Below are 22,164 nucleotides of genomic sequence, written 5' to 3'. Positions count from 1 at the left end.
TCAGTCGAAAAGGGCGGCGTGCGCCAACCGGGGAAGGTTCCGATCCTTGTCCGAAAGGACCGGTTCGGCGACCGGCAGAGGCCAGCCGACCGCAAGGTCCGGGTCGTCCCAGGCCACGCCCGCGTCGTTCGCCCCGCTGTAGGGGGCGGTGACCTTGTAGGCCACGATCGTCTCAGGCTCGAGGGTCAGGAAGCCGTGGGCGAAGCCGACGGGAACGAGCAGTTGAAGGCCGTTCTCGGCGCTCAATTCGAGCCCGTACCACTGTCGGAAGGTCGGCGAAGACCTGCGCAGGTCGACCGCGACATCCCAGACCGAGCCGGCGATGACGCGCACCAGCTTGTCCTGGGCGAAGGGGGCTGTCTGGAAGTGCAGACCGCGAAGGGTGCCCGTCGCCCGCGACAGGGACTGGTTGTCCTGGACGAAGGGGGCGTCGAAACCGTCGTCCGCGAGGGCCGACTGGCTGAAGGTCTCGCTGAAATGGCCGCGATCGTCCGCGAACCTGCGGGTCTCGATAATGCGCAGGTCAGGGATCGGTGATCGCGTGATCCGGAAGTTACCCATTATTCCCCCGAACCGTGTGGCACGTCCTGCAACCTGCGGCGCCCCATCGCCGCTGCCGCGCGCCCGCGGCGCCAGCCGCGGTGTATCTGCACGCGATCCCCGCACGAAGCAAGGGGACGCCCCCCGTCAGGCGTCGAGCAGGTCGCGCATGTTGCCCTGGTGCTCGAAGCGGTCGGCCAGGGCTGTCAGGCGGTTCATGAGGCCTCCGTTCCCGACGTTGTGCCACTGCGCCTGTCGGGCCCACCAGAGGGCCTGTTTGGCCCGTCCAAGGGGCGCGAGATCGGCCCATCCGAGGCGGAATCGACCGTCTGAGGTGAACTCGTACGGGTGCACATAGAACAGCGGAGGCACGTTTCGCTCCGGCGCGGCCGCCAGCGCCTCGAAGGTCCATTCCAGCGGGAACACCTTGAAAAAGGTCCCGCCGGTCTTGTGCTTGATGCGGCCAAGCTTGCGCACCATGGGTACAGGAAACAGGCGAAGCGCCCCGCCTCCGGTGATACCCGCATAGCGCGACTCGTCGAAATCCTCGTCGAGGTCGGCGATGATGCTTGAATCATAGCGGAAGCGGCGTGCGATGCAGGCGTAGTGCTCCGTGTGGGTGGCCAGCACTGAGAACATGGGTGCGCGGAACCCCAGCACCGGCGCATTGGCCGCGGCCTCGAGAGCGTCGATGGCCTCGCCCAGGCGTCTATCGAAGGTCTCCGGACTGTCCTTGAAGACCGCGTCGTGGAAGTGCGAGTGGCAACCGATCTCGTGCCCATCCGCCGCGATGCGCCGGATCAGCGCGGGCGCATGAATTCCCAGGACCCCCGTACAAAAGAAGGTGAGGGGGCGACCGTTCAGCGACCGCTGCGAGAAGGCGTTGATGTCTTCGTAGGTGCGCCAGAGGATGTCCTCCCGCGCCGCCGCCCTGCGATCGATGCCGAGAAAACGGAGCATGTCCGTCCCGATGTCCTCGAAATCCACCGAGAAATAGAAGGGCGGCCGGGTGTTCGTGTCGAGCATGGCGAAGGGCGAACCAGAATGCGTCTGCGGCTGGGAAAGTCGTTATGGGTCACGCCATTGCAGCCAGCAAGGCTTGGCTCCGGGCGGCCGGCTTCGGCGTTGGCAGGGGCGGCGAGGGGTGATAGCGATTTTCATGAACGTCGACGAGGGGAAAGCGGCCGTGTCGGATTATGAAATGAGACCTGCGCTGGCCTCAGCCTCGGTTGAGGATTACGTCGAACTTTTCCGGTCTTCATTCGCAGACGACAAGCTCACCGCTGAGTATCTGCAGTGGCAGTATCTGGACAACCCGCACGGCCGCGTCATCGGAATGGACGCGTTTGCTGACGACAAACTTGTCGCCCACTACGCCGTCATTCCGCGGCGCTACGCCCTCGGGGCGCAACAGCTCAGCGCCGCCCTCTCCGTCAACACCGCGACGCACCCGGATCACCAGGGCAAGGGGCTGTTCACCCGCCTCGCCACGCAGACCTACGACCTGGCGGCCACCATGGGCGTGCAGTTCATCGTCGGCGCGGCCAACGCCAACTCCGTCGGCGGCTTCCTGCGCAAGCTCGGCTTCAGTTCGCTGGGCCAGATCCGACTGTACCTGGCCTGCAATGCGGTGCCCGCCCAAAAGGACGTCCTCAACATCGAGGTAGACGCCGACTGGCTGGCCTGGCGCTTCGCCAATCCGGCCCGGACCTACAGCGCGGCGACGCCGGGCGGCGGCCGGCTGGATATCGGCGTCCAGCTCAAGGGCGTCCGTTTCCACCTGGCGCGGCTGCCCGGAAGCCAGACTGCAGCGCTGCTGACCCTTCCGCGGGCCCTGCCGTGGACCCCGGGGCTGACTCCCTACTTCGGGCCCCATGCTCCCGCGATCGGGCGCCTGCCGCTGCGGATGCAGCCGTCGCCGTGGCACGTGATCTGGCGCGCGCTGGATCCGGACCTGCCCGCGGACCTGCCGGCGCAGCTCCGGTTCGACGGCTTGGCGATGGACACCTTCTGACGGACGCAGGCGCCGTTCGGGGGCGGCGGGCCGACCTTGTCCCCGGCGTCACCTTCGCGCGCCGCGCACCAGATCCTCCACCACTCCGGGATCGGCCAGCGTCGACACATCCCCCAGCGCCCCCGTCTCCCCCTCGGCGATCTTCCGCAGGATACGCCGCATGATCTTGCCCGATCGCGTCTTCGGCAGGCCGGGGGCCCACTGGATGACGTCGGGGGCGGCGATCGGGCCGATTTCGGTGCGGACGTGGGCGACGAGGTCGCGGCGCAGCTCGTCGGAGGGATCGACCCCCGCCTTGAGGGTGACATAGGCCCAGATGCCCTGGCCCTTGATGTCGTGGGGGAAGCCGACCACGGCGGCCTCGGCCACCGCCTCGTGCAGCACCAGGGCGCTCTCGACCTCGGCGGTCCCCATGCGGTGCCCGGAGACGTTGATCACGTCGTCGACCCGGCCGGTGATCCAGTAGTAGCCGTCCGCGTCCCGGCGGCAGCCGTCGCCGGTGAAGTACTTGCCCGGATAGGTCGAGAAATAGGTGTCGAAGAAGCGCTGCGGATCGCCCCAGACGGTGCGCATCTGGCCGGGCCAGCTGTCGGTGATGCACAGGTTGCCTTCGGCCGGCCCCTCCAGCACGGCGCCGTCGGCGTCGACGATCTGCAGTTCGACGCCCGGCAGCGGCTTCGTCGCCGAACCGGGCTTGAGGTCGGTGGCGCCGGGGAGGGGGGAGACCAGCACGCCCCCCGTCTCGGTCTGCCACCAGGTGTCGACGATCGGGCAGCGGCCCTCGCCGACCACCTCGTGGTACCAGCGCCAGGCCTCCGGGTTGATCGGCTCGCCGACCGTGCCGAGCAGGCGCAGCGAGGAACGGTCGGTCGCCTTCACCGGCCCCTCGCCCTCGCGCATCAACGCCCGCAGCGCGGTCGGCGCGGTGTAGAAGATCTCGACCCGGTGCTTGTCGACCACGCGCCAGAAGCGGCTGTGGTCCGGGTAGTTGGGCACGCCCTCGAACATCAGGGTGGTCGCCCCGTTGGCCAAGGGGCCGTAGACGCAGTAGCTGTGGCCGGTGACCCAGCCGACGTCGGCGGTGCACCAGAACACCTCGCCCGGGCGGTAGTCGAACACCAGCTCGTGGGTCCACGAGGCCCAGAACAGGTAGCCGCCGGTGGTGTGCAGCACCCCCTTGGGCTTCCCCGTCGAACCCGAGGTGTAGAGGATGAACAGCGGATCCTCGGCGTTCATCGGCTCGCACGGGCAGTCGTCGGAGACGCCGTGCTTCGCCTCGCCGTAGCGCACGTCGCGGCCCTCGACCATCGGCACGTCGGCGTTGGTGTGGGAGACGACCAGCACCTTTTCGACCACCGCCGCCGCGCCCCGGTCGAGCGCGGCGTCGACATTGGCCTTCAGCGGCACCCGCCGGCCGCCCCGCAGCCCCTCGTCGGCGGTGATCACCACCTTCGAGCCGCAATCCTCGATGCGGCCGCACAGGCTCTCGGGCGAGAAGCCGCCGAACACCACCGAATGAATGGCCCCGATGCGGGCGCAGGCCAGCATGGCCACGGCGGCGGCCGGGATCATCGGCAGGTAGAGCGTCACCCGGTCGCCCTTGCCGACGCCCAGCCCCTTCAGGACGTTGGCCATGCGGCACACCTCGGCGTGCAGCTCGCGATAGGTCAGCTTGCCCGACTGGTCGGGATCGTCGCCCTCCCAGATGATCGCCGTCTGGTCGCCGCGCTCGGCCAGGTGCCGGTCGAGGCAGTTGTGCGCCACGTTGAGCGCGCCGTCCTGGAACCAGCGGATGCGGAAGTCGGCCTTGTCGAACGACACGTCGCGGATCCGGGTCGGGGTCTCGAACCAGTCCAGCCGCCGCGCCTGCTCGGCCCAGAAGCTCTCCGGCGTCTCCCGCGCGGCCGCCCGCGCCGCCTCGTATCCGGCCCGGGTCATGCGGGCGCGCTGCGACCACTCGGACGGGACGGGATAGAGTTCGGGCTCGGTCATGACGGTTTCCTGCGGCTGACCGGTTCACGTTAGAGCCGCCCCGGCCGGCGCGGAAGGGCGACGGCTGGAGAAGCCGGGCGGGATGGGCTATCGGCCCGCATCGACAGGGCGCCGGCAGACGCGCCCGCAGGAGACGCCGCATGACCGATCGCCACCGCGCCCGCGCCCTGGGCGGCCGCCCGCTCGCGCCGGAGACCCTGATGATGGGCTACGGCTACGATCCGACCCTGTCGGAAGGCTCGATCAAGCCGCCGATCTTCCAGACCTCGACCTTCGTGTTCCGCTCGGCCGAGGACGGCAAGCGCTTCTTCGAGGTCGCCTACGGCCTGCGCGAGAAGGAGCCGGACGAGGCGCTGGGCCTGATCTATTCGCGCATCAACAACCCCAATCTGGAGATCCTCGAGGATCGGCTGGCGGTCTGGGACGGAGCCGACAAGGCCCTGGTCTTCTCCAGCGGCATGGCGGCGATTTCGACGACCATCCTGGCGCTGAGCCGACCCAACGACGTGGTGGTCTACACGGCTCCGGCCTACGGCGGCACCGAGTACCTGTTCGACCGCATCCTGCCGCGCATGGGGGTCGAGACGGTCAGCGTCGCCGAGTGCGACGGCGGGGCCGCCCTGGCCGGCGCCGTGCGGGACGCGGCCGCCCGGGCCGCCGTGCGCGGCGGACGCCTGGCGGCGGTCTATGTCGAGACGCCGGCCAATCCGACGAACCAGCTGATCGACCTCCGCGCCGCGTCCGAGGCGATCCGGGAGCTGGGGCAGGCCGAAGCCCCGCCGCTCGTGGTCGACAACACCTTCCTCGGGCCGCTGTGGCAGAAGCCGCTCGAGCACGGCGCCGACCTGGTGCTCTACTCCCTGACCAAATACGTCGGCGGCCACTCGGACCTGATCGCCGGCGCCTGCATGGGCCGGTCTGACCTGATGGGGCGGGTGGCCGAGATGCGGACCATCTGCGGGACGGTCACCGATCCGCACACCGCCTGGCTGCTCACCCGCAGCCTCGAGACCCTGCACCTGCGGATGGAGCGGTCGCAGGCGAGCGCCATGGAGCTGGTGCGCCGGCTGCGCGGCCACCCGAAGGTGGAGGCGGTCCTCGACGCCGGCGGGGCCGAGAGCTCCGCGGACCAGCAGGCGATCTTCGCCCGCCAGTGCGCGGGGCCGGGTTCGACCTTCTCGATCCGGCTGAAGGGCGGCGAGGCCGAGGCCTTCCGCATGCTGAACGCGCTGCGCCTGTTCAAGCTGGCGGTCAGTCTCGGCGGCACCGAGAGCCTGGTCTCCCACCCGTCCAGCACGACCCATTCGGACTACACGCCGGAGGCCAAGGCGCGCTGCGGCATCGGCGACAATCTGGTGCGCCTGTCGGTCGGCGTGGAGAATGTCGAGGACCTGTTCGCCGACCTGACCGAGGCGCTGGAGGCGGTCTAGGTCAAGCGGAGGGGCCGCGGTTGCGGCAGGCGACGGCCGGCGGAACGACGTTCACGGCTTGTTGGGTTTCGCGGCGTAACGGCGATGCCGGAGGCGTCGCATGCAATCGTTGAACACCCTGGGGACCCTGATGTCCGCGACGGCGCACGAGCGCCGCAAGCAGGTTCCCATCCGCCTGCTCCTGGCCCTTGTCGTCTCGTGGGCGCTGTACAGCGCCGGACGGGCGGAATGGATCGGTCCGTGGATCGTGGCGGCGATCGCCGTGCAGGTCTTCGAGCTTCTGGCCATGCTCCGCTTCCGCTCCCCGGAGCAGACGCCCGGAACGTCCGCCGTCGTCCTGGCGCTCGCCTCGACCTTCGCCATGGCCGCCCTCTACGGCGGGATCGCGCTGGTCATCTGGACGATCGACGGACGGGGCCTGCAGGGCTTCGCCCTGCTGATCATCGCCGGAGGTCTGCTGACCAACGTGGCCTCCGGCATTGAGGCGCGGTCGATCTTCTTCGTCGGCGCGACGCCCTATCTCGCGGCGCTGATCGTCATGCCGATCCTCGCCATCGCCGGATCCCCGTCGGGCGATCCCGTCCTCACCACCCTCGCCTCGCTGCTGTTCATCGGGTCGATCCTCAATGTCTACTGGCGGGTGCACGCCGCCCGGGCCGCCGAACTGGGGGCGCTGAGAGAGGCGGAGCGCCGGGTGCAGCAGGCCGAGGCGGCGATGGCCGACCGCGCGTCCATGGCGGCGATCATCAGCCACGAGCTGCGCACGCCGGTCAGCGCCATCCTCGCCGGAGCACAGGTCATCCACGACGACGCGGATCCGCGCCAGCGCAAGGAGACGTCCGAGCTGATCATCGACGCCTCCGCCCTGATGACGCGCATGCTCAACGACCTGCTCGACCATTCCAAGATGGAGGCGGGAGCGATGGCGCTGGAGACCCGCGACTTCGACCTGTCGGCCCTGGTCTCGGACACCGCGCGGTTCTGGCGCGCCCAGGCGGCGGGGAAGGGCCTGGAGCTGCGCGCCGCCCGGCTGGCGGCGGGACAGTGGGTGAAGGGCGATCCGCATCGGCTGCGCCAGATCCTCAACAACCTGCTGTCGAACGCGATCAAGTTCACCGCCCGCGGCCGGGTGGAGATCGCGGCGGCGGTGCGGGCGGAGGGGGCCGACGCGGTCGCGATCGAGATCACCGTGCGCGACCAGGGGCAGGGCATTCCCCCGGAGGCGCTCGATCGTCTGTTCACGCCCTTCGCGCAGGGTTCCGCCGAGGTGGCGCGCACCTATGGCGGCACCGGCCTGGGCCTGAAGGTCAGCCGCGACCTGGCGCAGCTGATGGGCGGGGATCTCACCGTGGCGAGTCAGCCGGGAGAGGGCGCGGCCTTCACCCTGTCGCTGCGGCTCGCGGTGGGCCAGCCGGTGGCGGTCGAGGCGCGCCCCGAGGCCAGGTCCGAGCTGGACCGGCGTCTGCGAATCCTCGCCGTCGACGACCACGAGATCAACCGACGCACCCTGGCCCTGGTGCTCCAGCCGCTGGGCGTCGACTTCGTCACGGCGTCGGATGGGCACGAGGCCCTGGCGGCGCTGGCCGGGCAGGACTTCGACCTGGTGCTCATGGACGTGAACATGCCCGGGATCGACGGCAACGAGACGACCCGGCGGCTGCGCGCCTCGGGCGGCCGCAATGCCCAAATCCCGGTGATCGGCTTCAGCGCCGGCACGGAGGCCAGCCAGGTCGCGGCCTGTCGCGCGGCCGGGATGACCGACTGGCTCGCCAAGCCGCTGGAGCCCCGCAAGCTGTACGACGCCCTGCATCGCGCCACGCGCGGCGGCGGGGCGGGGACGGCCGTCGCGGCGGCCTGACCCCGTCCCGGCCCTCGCCGGATCAGCCCTCGCCGGCCCAGCCCCCCGCCAGCGCCTTGAACAGGGCGATCTGATAGGTGGTGACGAGAGCGTCGGAGGCCGCCAGCTGGGCGTCCGCGCCGGCCAGCGTCCGCTCGGCGTCGAGGACGGCCAGGAAGCTGTCGACCCCCGCGTCGAAGCGCAGGCGCGACAGGCGGGCGGCCCGCGCGGCCTCGTCCCGGGCCGCCTGCAGGGCGCTGCGGCGATCCAGCTCGTTGGCGTAGTTGGCCAGCGCCGTCTCGGTCTCCTGCAGGGCCACCAGCACGGTCTGGTCGAACCCCGCCAGGGCCGCGTCCGAGGCCGCGTCGGCCTGTTCGATGCGGGCCCGGGCGGCGAGGACGTTGGGGAAGGACCAGCTGATCAGCGGTCCGACGCTGAAGCGGAAATTCTCGCTGTCGCCGAGCCCGTCCGCCTCCAGCGCCGTGGCGCCGAGACCGCCGCCGAGCGTGACGCGCGGAAACAGGTCGGCGGTGGCGACGTTCACCCGCGCCGCGGCGGCGGCGAGCTCGCGCGCGGCCCGGCGAACGTCGGGGCGGCGGGCCAGCAGCCGGGCGCCGTCGCCGACCGGGATCGGCTGCGACAGTTGCGGCGGGCGGGCGCAACTCCGCGCCGCCTCGCTGGTCTCCGCGGGGGTGCGGCCGGTCAGGGTGGCGAGCCGGAACAGGGCGCCGTCCCGCTCGGCGCGCAGCGGCGGCAGGGAGGCGCGGGTGGTCTCCAGCGCCGCCCGGGCCCGGGCGGTGTCGAGCCCGTTGCCGGAACCCGCCGCGAGCAGCCTTTCGGTCAGGGCGAGGGTGTCGGCCTGCAGCTCGACCGTGCGTTGCGCCACGTCGATGCGGGCGTTGGCGGAGCAGGCGTCGGCGTAGGCGCGGGCGGTCTCGGCGGCGACGCTGACCCGCACCACATCGAGGGCGGCGGCGGCGGCGTCCGCGTCGGCGCGGGCGGCGCGGATGACCGAGCCGACCCGGCCGAACAGGTCGATCTCGTAGGAGACGTCCAGCCCGACGTCGTATGTGTCGGTCTCCGGGGCCTCGGCGCCGGCGGGAAGCCCCGGGACCGTCGCCGCCGAGGGACGGCCGGTGCTGAAGCCGCCGGCCGTCGTGGTCCCGGGCAGGCGGGCGGTCCGGGCCTCGCCGAGCGCCGCCCGGACGCGGCGCAGGTTCGCGGCCGCCGCCTCGAGTTCGTTGTTGTTCGCCAGGGCCTCGGCGACGAGGCCGTCCAGCGCCGGGTCGTCATACAGCCGCCACCAGTCGTCGCGCGCCGCCTCGGCGGACACGGCGGGGGTGGCGGCGCCGATGAAGGCGCCCGACGCCTGGGGGGGAAGGGCGGCGTCGGGCGCCTTCGGCCCGACCGCGCACGAGGCCAGGAGGAGGCTGGCGCCGGCGGTTGCGGTCAGGAACCGGAGAGAGGGTCGTTCGATCATCAGGCGTCTCCCGTCCGCGGGGCGGACGGCTGGATTTCGGTGTGGGGCGGCAGGCCTTCGGTGGTCGGGATGGTCCGTTCCTTCTCCGGCGCCTTCGGCATCTTCGACCCCAGCCAGCGGCAGACGACGTAGAAGACGGGCGTGAAGATCAGGCCGAACAGGGTCACGCCGAGCATGCCGGAGAAGACCGCGGTGCCGAGCGACTGGCGCATCTCGGCGCCGGGGCCGGTCGCCAGCATCAGCGGCACGACGCCGAAGATGAAGGCGAACGAGGTCATCAGGATCGGACGCAGGCGGGTCCGGGCGGCGCGCACGGCGGCGTCCCAGCGGTTCAGTCCCTCGTCCTCGGCCTGTTTGGCGAACTCCACGATCAGGATGGCGTTCTTGGCCGCGAGCGCGATCAGCACCACCAGACCGATCTGGACGAGGATGTTGTTGTCCAGACCGCGCAGGTTGACCCCGATCATCGCCGCCAGGATGCACATCGGCACGATCAGGACGACGGCCAGGGGCAGGGTGAAGGCCTCGTACTGGGCGGCCAGCACCAGGAAGACGAAGACCACCGCCAGGGCGAAGACCACGGTCGCGCCCCCCGCCGACTGCTTCTCCTGCAGCGCCAGACCGGTCCACTCGTAGGAGAAGCCCGGCGGCAGGGTGGCCTCGGCCAGCTGCTCCATGGTCGCGATCGCCTGGCCGGAGGAGACGCCGGCGGCCGCTTGTCCCTGCAGTTCGGAGGCGGGGAACAGGTTGTAGCGCACCACCCGGGCGGGCCCGGAGTCTTCGCGCAGGGTGGCGACCGAGCCGATCGGCACCATCGCCCCCGAGGCCGAGCGGGTCTTCAGGTTGGCGATGTCGGCGATGTCGTCGCGCGAGGTCGGCTCCGCCTGGGCCGTGACCCGGAAGGTGCGGCCGAGGAAGTTGAAGTCGTTGACGTAGGACGAGCCGAGATAGACGCCGAGCGTGTTGAACACGTCGGCGGGCTGGACGCCCATCATCAGCGCCCGGTCGCGGTCGACGTCGGCGGCGATTCGCGGCGAGCCGGTGTTGTAGGTCGAGAAGACCTGCTGCACTTGGTCGGGCGACTGGGCGGCCGCGCCCATCATGGCGAAGGTGGCGCCTTCCAGCGCGCGGTAGCCGGCGCCGGAGCGGTCCTGCACCATCAGCTGGAAGCCGTTGCCGTTGCCCAGCCCCTGCACCGCCGGCGGGGCGATGACGAAGATGTTGGCGTCCTCGATGCCGTAGGTGGCGCCGGTGATGGCGCCCGCCAGGGCCGCGGCGCTCTGCTCGGCCGTCTTGCGGTCGTCGAAGGCGTCGAGGCGGACGAAGATGGTCGCGGCGTTGGAGCCGAACGAGAAGCTGGAGCCGTCGAGACCGGCGAAGGCGACCATGCCCTCCACGCCCTCGGTGCCCTTGATGATCTCGGAGGCGCGGGTCATCACCGCCTCTGTGCGGTCCAGGGAGGCCCCGGGCGGCAGCTGCACCACGCCGATCAGGAAGCCTTGGTCCTGCTCCGGGATGAAGCCGGACGGGGTGTCCATCAGGCGCCAGCCGGTCAGCGCCAGCAGGCCGACGTAGACGACCAGCACGATGCCGACGGTGCGCACGAGCCGGGCCGTCAGCCGGCCGTACCGGTCCGACAGCCAGTCGAAGCCCTCGTTGAACCGCCGGCCCGCCCAGCCGCCGTAGTGCGCGACCGTGCCGAGCAGGCCGGGCTTGCGGGCGTTGTGGTCATGCGCCCGGTGCGGCTTCAGCAGCAGGGCCGCCATGGCCGGCGACAGGGTCAGCGAGACGATCAGCGAGACCACCGCCGCCGTCGAGATGACGATGGCGAACTCGCGATAGAAGATTCCGGGGATCCCGGGGACGAACATGGTGGGGACGAACACCGAGACCAGCACCAGGCCGATGGCGATCAGGGCGCCCGAGACTTCCTGCATCGAGCGGTAGGCCGCCTCGCGCGGGGTCAGCCCCTCGCGGATGTAGCGCTCGACGTTCTCGACCACGACGATGGCGTCGTCGACGACGATGCCGACGGCGAGGACGAGGGCGAACAGCGACAGGGAGTTGATCGAGAAGCCGAGCATCAGCTGCACGGCGAAGGTCGCCACCAGGGCCACCGGAATCGCCACGATCGGAATGATCGCCGCCCGCCAGGTCTGCAGGAAGACGATGACCACCAGCACCACGAGGATCACGGCCTCGAACAGGGTGTGCTGGACCGACTCCACCGAGGCGGCGACGAACTCCGTGGGGTTGTAGGCGATGTGGACGTCCATGCCCTGCGGCAGCTCCGGCCGCACGGCCTCGACTTCCGCCAGCACCCGCTCGGCGGTGCCGAGGGCGTTGGCGCCCGGCTGCTGGACGATGGCGATGCCGACGCCGCGCTGGCCGTCGAAGAAGCCGCGGATGCCGTAGTCCTGGGCCCCCAGCTCGATGCGCGCGACGTCGCGGACGCGGGTCACGCGGCCCTCGGCGTCGGTCTTGATGACGATGTCGCCGAACTGCTCCGGATCGCTCAGGCGGCCCTGCACCTGCACCGGCAGCTGGAAGGCCGAGGCGTTGGCGGCGAACGGGGGCTGGCCGATCGCCCCGGCGGCGGCCTGGACGTTCTGGGCGCGCAGGGCGGCGACGATGTCCGGTCCGGTCAGATTGCGGGCCGCGGCCTTGGCCGGATCGATCCACACCCGCATCGAGTAGTTGCCGCCGCCGAACACCTGGACGTTGCCCACCCCCTCGATGCGGAGCAGGCGGTCGCGCAGCACCGACTGGGCGTAGTTGCCGACGTAGTCGTTGTTCAGGCTGCGATCCGGGGAGGTCAGCCCCAGGATCATCAGGAAGCCCGACTCCTGCTTGTTCACCGTCACGCCGATCTGGCGGACCTGCTCCGGCAGGCGCGGCTCGGCGAGGGCGACGCGGTTCTGGACCAGCACCTGGGCGGCGTCGAGGTCGGTGCCCGGATTGAAGGTGACGGTGATCGCCACCGCCCCGTCCGAGGTCGACGAGGACGACAGGTAGAGCATCCCCTCGACGCCGTTGACCTCCTGCTCGATCGGGGCGGCGACGGTCTCGGCCAGGGTCTCGGCCGAGGCCCCCGGATAGGCGGTGTTGATGGTGATCGTCGGCGGCGCGATCTCCGGATACTGCGACAGCGGCAGCAGCGGGTAGGCGAACAGGCCGATCAGGGTGATGAACACCGAGATCACGGCCGCGAAGATCGGCCGGTCGATGAAGAAGCGGGAGATGTTCATCCGGTCAGTCGCCCGAGACGGAGTTGGCGAAGGTGGCGCTGGAGGCCGGCGCCGGACGCGTCACGGGGGCCTGCCCGGCCTGGGCCACCGGCTGGATGCGGCCGTTGCGCGCCTGCACCTTCATGCCGGGCGCCTGGATGCGCTGGACGCCGTTGATGATCACCCGGTCGTCGGGGCGGAGGCCGGACCGGACCACGCGCAGCCCGTCGACGAGCGGTCCCAGCTCCACCGGGCGCGGCGCGACCGATCCGTCGGCGGCGACCACATAGACGATGCGGCGGGCCTGGTCGGTGGCCACGGCGGCGTCGGGCACCAGCATGGCGCGGTAGGTTCCGGCCCCCGCCAGGCGCGCTTGGCCGAACATCCCGGGCTTCAGGAAGCCGTCGGCGTTGGGGATCACCGCGCGCAGGCGGATCACGCCGGAGGCCGTGTCGACGGCGTTGTCGGTGAAGTCCAGCGTGCCGGACCGGCTGAAACCGGTTTCGTCCTGCAGCCGCACCTGCACCGGCGCCGCGCCCTGGCGCGCCTGCCGCTGGTACTTCAGCAGCACCGCCTCAGAGCCGTCGAAGACGAAGTGGATCGGCGAGCTGGACACCACGGTGGTCAGGACGTCGGCGGCCGAGGAGCCGCCGGCGACCAGGTTGCCCGGGTCGACCCGGCGGTCGGACACCCGGCCCGAGATCGGCGCGGTGACGCGGGTGAATTCGAGGTCCAGCTGCCGCGCCCTGACGTTGGCGTTGGCCGCGGCGATGGCCGCCTCGGCCGTCTGCAGGGCGCCGCGGCGGGTGTCGGCCTCGGCCTGCGAGATGGCCTGGGACTCCAGCAGGGTCTCGGCCCGGGCCAGTTCGCTGCGGGCGAGGGTGAGCTGGGCCTGGGCCTGGGACAGCTGCGCCCGGGCGGCGGCGAGGGCCGCCTGGGCCGGCCGCGGATCGAGCGTGAACAGCAGCTGGCCGCGGCGCACGTAGTCGCCGTCGCGGAAGTGGACGCCGGAGATGTAGCCGCCCACCCGGGCGCGCACGTCGACCGACTGCACCGCCTCGAAGCGACCGGTGAACTCGTCCCAGTCCTGCACCTCGCGCACCAGCGGCGTCGCCACCGTCACGCCGGGCGCCGGCGGCGCCTGGGCCTCGCTCCGGGGGGAACAGCCATAGAGCGCGGCCGCCATGAGGGCGGACGCGGCCACGATCTTCACCGTGCGCATGAAGTGAGTCTCCGAGTGGGGAGAAAATTCCCTGTCTTGTCGACCCGCGGCCATCGGGGAGGATGCCGTTAGTCAACGCCCGGTGACTTAATGGTGATCGCGATTACGCTTGTCAACGGGTGATGACAAAGCCATATGGGCGGTGGGGCTTTTCAGGGAGCCAAGTCTTTGTTTTGCCATGTCGCGCCCCGGCCGAGAAACGCCGAGGCCACCCGCGCCGCCATCCTCAGCGCCGCGCGCGAACGATTCGCGCGCGAGAGCTATGACGACGTGGGCATGCGCGACATCGCCGGCGACGTCGGCGTCGATGCGGCCCTGGTGTCCCGCTACTTCGGTTCCAAGGAAGACCTGTTCGTCACCGTGCTCGACAGCTGTTCGAACGGTTCGGAGCTGATGGAGGGCCCCCGCGCCGAATTCGGCCGCCGGGTGGCGCGGGCCGTGATCTTCGAGCCGGCGAAGGAAGGCAAGCTGAAGGGCCTGCTGATCATGCTGCGCTCGGTCGGCTCGACCAAGGCCATGGAGCTGGTCCAGCGGACGGGCAGCGAGCGCTTCTTCAATCCGTTCGCCGCCTGGGTCGGCGGCGAGGACGCGGCGGTCCGGGCCCGCCTCGCCTCGGCGACCATCATGGGCATGGCGGTCAGCCGCGAGATCACCGGCGGCTTCGGCCTGTCCCAGGAGGAGTGCGAGAAGATGTGCGCCCGCATGGCCGTCCTGCTGCAGGACATCATCGACGGCTGAGGCTCAGGCTCGCTTCTGGAACTTCCGGATCACGCCCGAGAAGGTCATCAGCACGCGATCGCCGGCCTGGATCTGGCCGCGCACGAAGATCAGGCTCTTGCCCGCCCGCACGACCTCGCCGGTCGCCTCGACCAGTTCACCGACATAGGCCCCGTCGATGAAGGTGGAGTCCAGCTGCACGGTGACGCCGGACGAGCCTTCCATCTCCTGGTAGGCGGTCTGGAACAGGGCGATGTCGGCGAAGGTCATCAGACAGCCGCCATGCATCCGGCCGCCAGCGTTCATGTGCTTGGGCTCGGCGCGGAAGGCGCAGCGCATGCGCCCGTCGGGGTCGGGCTTGAAATAGAACGGACCGACGACCTGGTCGAAGGTGCCGTGCAGGTCGTAGGTCTGCCAGCCCGCGAACTCGCCTTCCGCCACCGTGATCTTCGCGACCATGCCGAACTCCGCCTTCTTCTCGCTATCGCAATGCAGCATATAGGGGCGATGAGCGACCCCATCGAAGCGGCCATTCTCGAAAAACTCGCGAAGCTCGGCCCCGGAAAGAGCATCGAGCCGGCCGAGGTGGCCAAGGAGCTGCAGCCGGAGCAGTGGCAGCGCATGCTGCCCAAGGTGAAGACCACGGCCCTCGGCCTGATGCGTCAGGGCCGGCTGACGATCACCAAGAAGGGCAAGGCCATCGATCCGTCGCGGATGAAGGGCGTGATCCGGCTGCGCCTGCCGACCGCGGAGGAAACCGCCGCGGCGCTCGCCGCCCGCCCGCCCGCGGCGCCGGACGATGACGACCTCGACTGATCTCGCGACGGTTCTCGCCGACATCCGCGCCTGCCGCGCCTGTCTGGGCCAGCTGCCGCACACGCCGCGACCGGTGGTGCACGTCTTCCCCGAGACCCGGCTGCTGATCTGCGGCCAGGCGCCCGGTCGGCGGGTGCACGAGAGCGGGCGGCCGTTCACCGATCCGTCCGGCGACCGCCTGCGCGACTGGCTGGGGGTGGACTACGAGACCTTCTACGCCGACCGCCGTCTGGGGGTCGCGGCGCAGGCCTTCTGCTATCCCGGAACCGCGCCGAAGGGCGGCGACTATCCGCCGCCGCGCCGGTGCGCTGAACTGTGGCGGCCGCGCCTGCTGGAGCAGCTCCCGACCGTCGAGCTGACCCTGCTGGTCGGCGCATACGCCCAGGCCTGGGCGCTGGGCGCGCGGGCGAAGCGGGACATGACCGCCACCGTCGCGGCCTGGCGCGACTACGCCCCGGCGATTCTGCCGCTGCCGCATCCGTCGTGGCGCAACACCGCGTGGCTGAAGCGGAACCCGTGGTTCGAGGCGGAGGTGGTCCCCTACCTTCGGCAGCGCGTCCGGGGCATTCTGGCCGGATGATCCGCCGCCTCGCCATGCTGGCCCTCGGGGTGACCCTCGCCGCCTGCGCCACGCCGGCGGTGCAGCCGCCGCGGAGCCCTGCGCCGGGTTTCGCCGGTCCGGACCTCAAGGCCGACACGCTGTTCATGGACGACGGCGCGCGCCTGCCGTTGGCCCGCTGGGCCCCGGAGGGGGAGCCATGGGCGGTGATCGTCGCCCTGCACGGCATGAACGACAGCCGCGCCGCCTTCCGGCTCGCCGGCCCCTGGTGGGCGGAGCAGGGGATCGAGACCTGGGCCTTCGACCAGCGCGGCTTCGGCCGGGCGCCGGGGCGCGGCGTCTGGGCGGGCGAGGCGCGGATGACCGAAGATCTGCGGACGGCGGTGGCGCTGGCGCGGCGGCGACATCCGCAGGCGGTGATCGCCGTGGCCGGCGAGAGCATGGGCGGGGCGGTGGCGATCGCCGCCTTCGCGTCGTCACGGCCGCCGGACGCCGATCGTCTCGTCCTGCTGGCCCCCGCCGTCTGGGGCTGGACCGCGCAGGGCCCGGTGAACAGCGCCGCCCTGTGGCTCGCCGCCCACGCCATGGGCCCGCGGGCGGTGGAGGCGCCGGAATGGGCGGTCCGCGACCGCTACGCCTCGGACAACATGCTGGAGCTGATCCGCAACGGCCGGGACCCGGACAGCCTGCTGAGCACCCGGTTCGACACCCTGTATGGCCTCGTCGACCTGATGGAGACCGCGTCCCGCGGGCTCGGCGAGGTGCGAACGCCGACGCTGCTGATGTACGGGGCCAACGACCACGTCATCCAGCGCGGCCCGATGCGGCTGGCGCTGGAGCGGGCGGGCCCGCGGCCGGGCCTGCGCACGGCGTGGTATCCGCAGGGCTGGCACATCCTGAACCGCGATCTGCAGGCGGAGACGGCGTTCCGCGACGTGGAAGCGTGGCTGCGTCGGCCCGAGGCGCCTCTGCCCTCCGGCGCCGGCCCGGTTCTCCCCGCGCTGCAGACTGCAACGAAACGCTGATAACCCACGCCGTCGTGAAACGGCGGTGCTTGCGGTGTCAAAGTCCGGCGCGTATCAGCCGCCAACAAAAAATTTCCGGGAGGCGCCTGCCCATGAGCACGACGCTGTTCGATTCTCCGTCCTTTGCGAAGCATGAGGGCGTCCACGCGGTCTATGACGAAAAGACCGGCCTGCGCGCCATCATCGCGGTCCACTCGACCGCCCGCGGTCCCGCCGTCGGCGGCACGCGCATGTGGAACTACGCGTCCGCCGCCGAGGCGCTGGAGGACGTGCTGCGCCTGTCGCGGGGCATGAGCTACAAGAACGCCGTCGCGGACCTCGAGATGGGCGGCGGCAAGTCGGTGATCATCGGCGACAGCCGCACCCAGAAGACCCCGGAGCTGTTCCGCGCCTTCGGACGCGCCGTGCACACCCTGGGCGGCGTCTACTACGCGGCGGAGGACGTCGGCGTCTCGGTGTCCGACATCGCCGAGGCCCGCAAGGTCACCCCCTATGTGCTCGGCCTGAACGACGGCCCCGAGGCTTCCGGGGATCCGAGCCCGGTGACCGCCGAGGGCGTGTTCCGCTCGACCCTGACTGTCGCGCGCCGGCTGTGGAAGCAGGACGACCTGACCGGTCTGACGGTGGCGGTGCAGGGCATTGGCCACGTCGGCGGCTACCTGGCCGACAAGCTGCACAAGGCGGGCGCGAAGCTGGTGATGACCGACGTCAACACCGCCCTGCTGTCGGAAGTCGCCGCCCGCACCAACGCCGAGATCGTGGCGCCGGACGCCATCTACGACGTCAAGGCCGACATCTACGCCCCGTGCGCCCTCGGCGCGACGCTGAACCCGCAGACGCTGGACCGGCTGACGGCCCGGGCCGTCGTGGGCGCGGCCAACAACCAGCTGGCCACCCCGGACATCGGCCGGCAGCTGTTCGAGCGCGGCGTGCTCTACGCCCCGGACTACGTCGTCAACGGCGGCGGCATCATCAACGTCGCCTCGGAGATGACCGCCCGGCAGACCGGCGGCGCCTATGATCCCCAGTGGGTCGAGGGCAAGCTGTCCCGGCTGATGGAGACCCTCGAAGAGGTGCTCGACCGTTCGGAATCCGAGAAGCGTCCGACCCACGAGATCGCCGACGCCATCGCCGAGGCCCGCATCGAGGCGGCCCAGGCCGAGAAGGCGGAGCGCCTCAGGGCCGCCTGAGGGCTGTCGGGGCCGAACCGCCGGTCCGTCCGGCGGATTCGCCCCGGCGCCGCCCGCGGCGCATGATGGCCTATCCTGCTCCGTCTGATTCGGGCCGAGGCGTCATGACCGCATCCCATCGCAAGGGCGTCGATCCGCTGCTGATCCTCATGGCCGCCGGCTTCGTGGTGGTCGTGGGGGCGCTGGCCTATCCCGCCTTCCGGGCCGATCCGATGACCGCGCCGGGGCTGGTCCTGATTTTCACCGTCGGCGCCGTCGCCCTGATCGGCCTGTTCGCCTTCGCCCGGGGCGAGGCCCGCAAGCCCTCCGGGGACGACGTCGTCGAGCTGCTGGACGCGATGGCCGAGCCCGCCGCCCTGGTTTGGGCGACCGGACAGGTGCTCGCCTACAACGCCGCCTGGGCCGAGGCCGGCGGGGCGACCGTCGCCCTGCCGGCAGGCCGCTCCGGTTCGGCGCTGTACATGGCCTTCGCCCAGGCCCGTGCGGGAGAACAGGGCCGGGCCATCGTTCCGGTCGGCGAGCGGGAGCTCGAGGTGCTGATCGGCCGCGCCGGGGAGGGGCGGTTCCTGCTGCGCGCCGCGCCCGAGGCGGTGCTGCCGGTGGCGAGCCCGGCGGTCGACCGGGCCCCTGCCGTTTCGAACGCGGCCGAGAGCCGGGCCATGGCCGCCGGCGCGCCGTTCGGCTCGGCGGTCATCGGCGCGGAGGATCTGTTCGCCGGGAGTCTGGAGGAGCCCAACGCCGCGCTGGCGGTGCTCACCGGCCCGGCCGCGGCGCGGGACGCCGCCTTCGGCCACCTGTTCGAGCCGGGCTCCGTCGCCGAGGCCCGGACCAAGCTCGCCGCCGGCTCCTCGGGCCCGATCGATCTCGTGGCCCGCGCCCACCCCGACCGCATGCTCCACCTCTATGTCGCCCCCGAAGGCGACAAGCGCCGCGTCTGGCTGTTCGACGTATCGGCGCAGAAGTCGATGGAGCTGCAGCTGTCGCAGGCCCAGAAGATGCAGGCCGTGGGCCAGCTCGCCGGCGGGGTCGCGCACGACTTCAACAACCTGCTGACGGCGATCCAGCTCCAGCTGAGCGGCCTGCTGGAACGGCACCCCGTCGGCGACCCCTCGTACGAAGGCCTGAACGAGATCCGCCAGACCGCCATCCGCGCCGCCGACCTGGTGCGCAAGCTGCTGGCCTTCTCGCGCAAGTCGACGGTGCGCCGGGAGCGGCTGGACCTGGGCGAGCTGGTGGGCGAGTTCGCCGTCCTGCTCCGCCGGCTGCTGCGCGAGGACGTGCGGCTGGAGACCGACTACGGCCGCGACCTGCCGGTGGTGCTGGCGGACAAGAGCCAGCTCGAGACCGCGGTGATGAACCTCGCCGTCAACGCCCGCGACGCCATGCGGGGCGTGGTCGAGCCGGGCGACGCGGTGGTCACCATCCGCACCCGGCGGCTCACCCGCGACGAGGCGCGGGGGATGGGCTGGACCCACGCCTCGTCCGACGCGGTCGCCCTCATCGAGGTGTCGGACACCGGTCCGGGCGTCCCGCCGGAGCTGCTCGACAAGATCTTCGAACCCTTCTTCACCACCAAGGCGGTGAACGAGGGCACCGGCATGGGTCTGGCGACCGTCTACGGCATCGTCGAACAGGCCGGCGGCCACATCAATGTGACCAATCTCGAGGGGGCCGGCGCGGCCTTCCGCATCTTCCTGCCCGAGGCGGCGGAGGCGGAGCTGGCGGAGGTGCCGCACGTCGAGATCAAGGCCAAGGCCCCGCGGGACCTGTCCGGGGCCGGCCGCATCCTGTTCGTCGAGGACGAGGCGGCGGTGCGCGGCATCGCGGCCCGGCTGCTGCGCCAGCGCGGCTACGAGGTGATCGAGGCCGAAGACGGCGAGCAGGCGCTGGAGCTGGCGGAACAGCACGCCGGCGAGATCGACATGATGATCTCGGACGTGATCATGCCGGGACTGGACGGCCCCTCCCTGCTGAAGAAGGCGCGGCCCTTCCTCGGGGACGCGCCGGTGATGTTCATCTCCGGCTACGCCGAAAGCGACTTCTCCGACCTGCTGCAGGACGAGGCCGGCGTGTCCTTCCTGCCCAAGCCGCTGGACATCAAGACCCTGGCGGAGCGCGTGAAGCAGGAACTGCACGCGGCCTGACCCATCGGTAACTTGCCAGCGCGGCCGTGAGGGGCTCCTCTGCGGCCTTCGCTGTTCCGGGAGACCGCCATGCTCGATCGTCGCCGCTTCCTTCTTTCGTCCGCTGCGGTCGCCGCGGCCGCCGTCGCGACCCCGGCGCTCGCCGGCGCCGCGCAGGCTGCGGGCTCCCCGGAGGGCCGCAAGGTCACCGCCCTGCTCGACCGCATGATGCAGGAGTTCCTCGCCGAGTCGCCGGAGTTCATGACCGGTCTCGGCCTCGACACCGGACCCAACGCCGCGGCCCGCAGCCGCCTCGACGACCGCTCCCTCGCCTTCGTGGACCGGACGTTCGCGGCCTTCCGCGGCTACGGGGCGGAGCTCGCCTCGATCGACCGCGCCGCCCTGTCCGGGATGGACGCGGTCAACTACGACACCACGCGCTTCATCGTCGACGGGGCCGCCCAGGCGGATCGCTTCGACTACGGCGTCCAGGCTCCGGTCGGCGGGGCCAGCCCCTACCTCGTCAGCCAGCTGACCGGCAGCTACAGCAGCATTCCCCAGTTCCTCGACACCCAGCACCCGGTGCGGACGGTCGAGGACGCCGAGGCCTACCTCGACCGCCTGTCGGCCTTCGCGACCGTGCTGGACGTGGAGACCGACCGGGTGCGCCGCGACTTCGCCGCCGGCGCCACGCCGCCCGACTTCGTGCTGCGCCGGACCGGCGAGCAGTTCGCCGCGACCCTCGGCGTCGACCCGGCCCAGTCCGGCCTGACGCAGTCGCTGGCCCGGCGCGCGGCCGAGGCCGGTCTTTCCGGCGACTGGGCGGCGCGGGCGGAGCAGATCGTGCGCGACGCCGTCTATCCGGCCATGCGGCGTCAGGCCGAGGTCGTCGCCGGGGCCCTGCCGGGCGCCCCGACCGAGGCCGGCTGCTGGCGTCTGCCGGACGGCGAGGCCTACTACCGCCACGGCGTGCTCAGCTACACCACCACCGACATGGGCGGCGACGAGATCCACGAGATCGGCCTCGCCCAGGTCGCGGAGCTCAGCGCCCGCGCCGACGAAATCCTGCGGGCCGAGGGCCTGACCCAGGGCTCGGTCGGCGAGCGCATCGCCGCCGTCGCGCGCCGCCCGGACCAGCTCTATCCGAACACCGACGCCGGCAAGGCGCAGCTGATCGCCGACCTGAACGCGCAGATGGCGGCGATGCAGGTCCGGCTGCCGGAGGTGTTCGGGCGGCTGCCCCGCGCCGGCGTCGAGATCCGGCGCGTTCCGGTGGAGATCGAGGCGGGCGCGCCGGGGGGCAGCTACCAGATGCCGTCGCTCGACGGCTCGCGGCCGGGCGCCTACTACATCAACCTGCGCGACACGGCCGAGACCCCGCGCTTCACCCTGCCGACCCTGACCTATCACGAGGCCTCGCCGGGCCATCACTTCCAGATCGCCGTGGCGCTGGAGGCCGAGGGCATCCCGATGCTGCGCAAGATGCCGCTGTTCTCCGGCTACACCGAGGGCTGGGCGCTGTACGCCGAACAGCTGGCCGACGAGATGGGGGTCTATGAGACCGATCCGCTGGGGCGGCTCGGCTACCTGCAGTCCTTCATGTTCCGCGCCGCCCGGCTGGTCGCGGACTCGGGGCTGCACCACAAGCGCTGGAGTCGCGAACAGGCCGTTCGCTACATGGTCGAGACCCTCGGCGACGCCGAGTCGACCATGACGACCGAGATCGAGCGCTACTGCGTCTGGCCGGGCCAGGCCTGCAGCTACAAGCTGGGCCACACGGTCTGGGACCGCACCCGCACGGCCGCCAGGGCCGCGATGGGCGACCGCTTCGACATTCGCGGCTTCCACGACGTCTCGCTCGCCGCCGGCGCCATTCCGCTGGAGGTGCTGGAGCGGCTGGTGACGGACTGGGCGGCGGGGGCGACGCGCGCCTGAAGCGGCTTGCCAGCCGGGGGCGGGCGGGCTCCACTGTCGGAACCGCCGCCGCCCGGA

General features: G+C 71.3%; 17 protein-coding genes. 10 read left to right on the top strand and 7 right to left on the bottom strand.

The genetic code is table 11. The features are described from left to right. Together rfbC and H2038_RS08420 are read right to left on the bottom strand one after the other, a co-directional pair. Window positions 1-561: a dTDP-4-dehydrorhamnose 3,5-epimerase gene (gene rfbC / locus H2038_RS08425; RefSeq protein WP_292111592.1), complete on the bottom strand. Its 561-nt coding sequence runs from the start codon at window positions 559-561 to the stop codon at window positions 1-3. A 126-nt stretch (window positions 562-687) separates the two neighbouring features. Then, window positions 688-1,566 (bottom strand): polysaccharide deacetylase family protein, encoded by an 879-nt coding sequence (locus tag H2038_RS08420; RefSeq protein ID WP_292111590.1) that lies wholly within the window; start codon window positions 1,564-1,566, stop codon window positions 688-690. Between the two features lie 133 nt (window positions 1,567-1,699). Here H2038_RS08420 and H2038_RS08415 point away from each other — a divergent pair, with 133 nt between their 5' ends. Next, complete coding sequence (locus H2038_RS08415; protein ID WP_292111587.1) at window positions 1,700-2,554, top strand: GNAT family N-acetyltransferase; 855 nt, start codon at window positions 1,700-1,702, stop codon at window positions 2,552-2,554. A gap of 48 nt (window positions 2,555-2,602) precedes the next feature. Here the strand turns inward: H2038_RS08415 and acs are convergent, their stop codons facing one another. Then, a complete protein-coding gene (acs, locus tag H2038_RS08410; RefSeq protein WP_292111585.1) occupies window positions 2,603-4,546 on the bottom strand; it encodes an acetate--CoA ligase in 1,944 nt (647 codons plus the stop codon). Window positions 4,547-4,686: 140 nt separating this feature from the next. On the opposite strand from acs, the gene H2038_RS08405 reads away from it, so the two are divergent. After that, a complete protein-coding gene (locus H2038_RS08405) occupies window positions 4,687-5,976 on the top strand; it encodes a cystathionine gamma-synthase family protein (protein ID WP_292111583.1) in 1,290 nt (429 codons plus the stop codon). Between the two features lie 100 nt (window positions 5,977-6,076). Beyond that, window positions 6,077-7,834, top strand: coding sequence for an ATP-binding protein (locus H2038_RS08400; protein WP_292111581.1), 1,758 nt, complete (start codon window positions 6,077-6,079; stop codon window positions 7,832-7,834). Window positions 7,835-7,856: 22 nt separating this feature from the next. On the opposite strand, the gene H2038_RS08395 is transcribed toward H2038_RS08400, so the two are convergent. From H2038_RS08395 to H2038_RS08385, 3 genes are read right to left on the bottom strand one after another with little or no spacing between them, the layout of a single operon-like run. Continuing rightward, a complete protein-coding gene (locus H2038_RS08395; RefSeq protein ID WP_292111578.1) occupies window positions 7,857-9,293 on the bottom strand; it encodes an efflux transporter outer membrane subunit in 1,437 nt (478 codons plus the stop codon). Further along, window positions 9,293-12,541 carry an efflux RND transporter permease subunit gene (locus H2038_RS08390; RefSeq protein ID WP_292111575.1) on the bottom strand — a complete coding sequence of 1,083 codons (3,249 nt, stop codon included), beginning with the start codon at window positions 12,539-12,541 and terminating at the stop codon, window positions 9,293-9,295. The genes H2038_RS08395 and H2038_RS08390 overlap by 1 nt, the downstream gene beginning before the upstream one ends. A 4-nt stretch (window positions 12,542-12,545) precedes the next feature. After that, window positions 12,546-13,742, bottom strand: a complete 1,197-nt coding sequence (locus H2038_RS08385; RefSeq protein ID WP_292111572.1) for an efflux RND transporter periplasmic adaptor subunit — start codon at window positions 13,740-13,742, stop codon at window positions 12,546-12,548. A gap of 168 nt (window positions 13,743-13,910) precedes the next feature. Here H2038_RS08385 and H2038_RS08380 point away from each other — a divergent pair, with 168 nt between their 5' ends. Then, window positions 13,911-14,480, top strand: a complete 570-nt coding sequence (locus H2038_RS08380; protein ID WP_292111569.1) for a TetR/AcrR family transcriptional regulator — start codon at window positions 13,911-13,913, stop codon at window positions 14,478-14,480. A 3-nt stretch (window positions 14,481-14,483) separates the two neighbouring features. On the opposite strand, the gene H2038_RS08375 is transcribed toward H2038_RS08380, so the two are convergent. Beyond that, on the bottom strand, window positions 14,484-14,918 hold the full coding sequence (locus tag H2038_RS08375) for a PaaI family thioesterase (RefSeq protein ID WP_292111566.1): 435 nt from the start codon (window positions 14,916-14,918) through the stop codon (window positions 14,484-14,486). Window positions 14,919-14,966: 48 nt separating this feature from the next. Between H2038_RS08375 and H2038_RS08370 the strand changes: the two genes are divergently transcribed. The 6 genes from H2038_RS08370 to H2038_RS08345 all read left to right on the top strand — a co-directional run bounded on the left by H2038_RS08370 (window position 14,967) and on the right by H2038_RS08345 (window position 22,107). Next, entirely contained in the window at window positions 14,967-15,275 is a 309-nt protein-coding gene (locus H2038_RS08370; RefSeq protein ID WP_292111563.1) for a DUF3253 domain-containing protein, read from the top strand. Next, complete coding sequence (locus tag H2038_RS08365; RefSeq protein ID WP_292111561.1) at window positions 15,259-15,855, top strand: uracil-DNA glycosylase family protein; 597 nt, start codon at window positions 15,259-15,261, stop codon at window positions 15,853-15,855. The genes H2038_RS08370 and H2038_RS08365 overlap by 17 nt, the downstream gene beginning before the upstream one ends. Further along, window positions 15,852-16,859: an alpha/beta fold hydrolase gene (locus tag H2038_RS08360; protein WP_292111558.1), complete on the top strand. Its 1,008-nt coding sequence runs from the start codon at window positions 15,852-15,854 to the stop codon at window positions 16,857-16,859. The genes H2038_RS08365 and H2038_RS08360 overlap by 4 nt, the downstream gene beginning before the upstream one ends. A gap of 92 nt (window positions 16,860-16,951) precedes the next feature. Next, window positions 16,952-18,049 carry a Glu/Leu/Phe/Val dehydrogenase gene (locus H2038_RS08355; RefSeq protein ID WP_292111556.1) on the top strand — a complete coding sequence of 366 codons (1,098 nt, stop codon included), beginning with the start codon at window positions 16,952-16,954 and terminating at the stop codon, window positions 18,047-18,049. Window positions 18,050-18,153: 104 nt separating this feature from the next. Next, window positions 18,154-20,193 carry a cell cycle histidine kinase CckA gene (cckA, locus tag H2038_RS08350; protein WP_292111553.1) on the top strand — a complete coding sequence of 680 codons (2,040 nt, stop codon included), beginning with the start codon at window positions 18,154-18,156 and terminating at the stop codon, window positions 20,191-20,193. Between the two features lie 69 nt (window positions 20,194-20,262). Continuing rightward, window positions 20,263-22,107, top strand: a complete 1,845-nt coding sequence (locus H2038_RS08345; RefSeq protein WP_292111550.1) for a DUF885 family protein — start codon at window positions 20,263-20,265, stop codon at window positions 22,105-22,107. Window positions 22,108-22,164 lie beyond the last annotated feature (57 nt).

It is taken from the genome of Brevundimonas sp. (assembly GCF_013912005.1).
In the GTDB taxonomy this organism is placed as follows: Bacteria; Pseudomonadota; Alphaproteobacteria; order Caulobacterales; family Caulobacteraceae; genus Brevundimonas.
The sequence above is the reverse complement of the archived record's forward strand: the minus strand, read 5'-3'. Positions and strand labels throughout refer to the sequence as shown.

What these genes read in the sequence shown, in the direction of transcription:
- rfbC (WP_292111592.1), bottom strand. Translation starts at nt 561, where the DNA reads ATGGGTAACTTCCGGATCACGCGATCACCGATCCCTGACCTGCGCATT.
- H2038_RS08420 (WP_292111590.1), bottom strand. Translation starts at nt 1,566, where the DNA reads ATGCTCGACACGAACACCCGGCCGCCCTTCTATTTCTCGGTGGATTTC.
- H2038_RS08415 (WP_292111587.1), top strand. Translation starts at nt 1,700, where the DNA reads ATGAACGTCGACGAGGGGAAAGCGGCCGTGTCGGATTATGAAATGAGA.
- acs (WP_292111585.1), bottom strand. Translation starts at nt 4,546, where the DNA reads ATGACCGAGCCCGAACTCTATCCCGTCCCGTCCGAGTGGTCGCAGCGC.
- H2038_RS08405 (WP_292111583.1), top strand. Translation starts at nt 4,687, where the DNA reads ATGACCGATCGCCACCGCGCCCGCGCCCTGGGCGGCCGCCCGCTCGCG.
- H2038_RS08400 (WP_292111581.1), top strand. Translation starts at nt 6,077, where the DNA reads ATGCAATCGTTGAACACCCTGGGGACCCTGATGTCCGCGACGGCGCAC.
- H2038_RS08395 (WP_292111578.1), bottom strand. Translation starts at nt 9,293, where the DNA reads ATGATCGAACGACCCTCTCTCCGGTTCCTGACCGCAACCGCCGGCGCC.
- H2038_RS08390 (WP_292111575.1), bottom strand. Translation starts at nt 12,541, where the DNA reads ATGAACATCTCCCGCTTCTTCATCGACCGGCCGATCTTCGCGGCCGTG.
- H2038_RS08385 (WP_292111572.1), bottom strand. Translation starts at nt 13,742, where the DNA reads ATGCGCACGGTGAAGATCGTGGCCGCGTCCGCCCTCATGGCGGCCGCG.
- H2038_RS08375 (WP_292111566.1), bottom strand. Translation starts at nt 14,918, where the DNA reads ATGGTCGCGAAGATCACGGTGGCGGAAGGCGAGTTCGCGGGCTGGCAG.
- H2038_RS08370 (WP_292111563.1), top strand. Translation starts at nt 14,967, where the DNA reads ATGAGCGACCCCATCGAAGCGGCCATTCTCGAAAAACTCGCGAAGCTC.
- H2038_RS08365 (WP_292111561.1), top strand. Translation starts at nt 15,259, where the DNA reads ATGACGACCTCGACTGATCTCGCGACGGTTCTCGCCGACATCCGCGCC.
- H2038_RS08360 (WP_292111558.1), top strand. Translation starts at nt 15,852, where the DNA reads ATGATCCGCCGCCTCGCCATGCTGGCCCTCGGGGTGACCCTCGCCGCC.
- H2038_RS08355 (WP_292111556.1), top strand. Translation starts at nt 16,952, where the DNA reads ATGAGCACGACGCTGTTCGATTCTCCGTCCTTTGCGAAGCATGAGGGC.
- cckA (WP_292111553.1), top strand. Translation starts at nt 18,154, where the DNA reads ATGACCGCATCCCATCGCAAGGGCGTCGATCCGCTGCTGATCCTCATG.
- H2038_RS08345 (WP_292111550.1), top strand. Translation starts at nt 20,263, where the DNA reads ATGCTCGATCGTCGCCGCTTCCTTCTTTCGTCCGCTGCGGTCGCCGCG.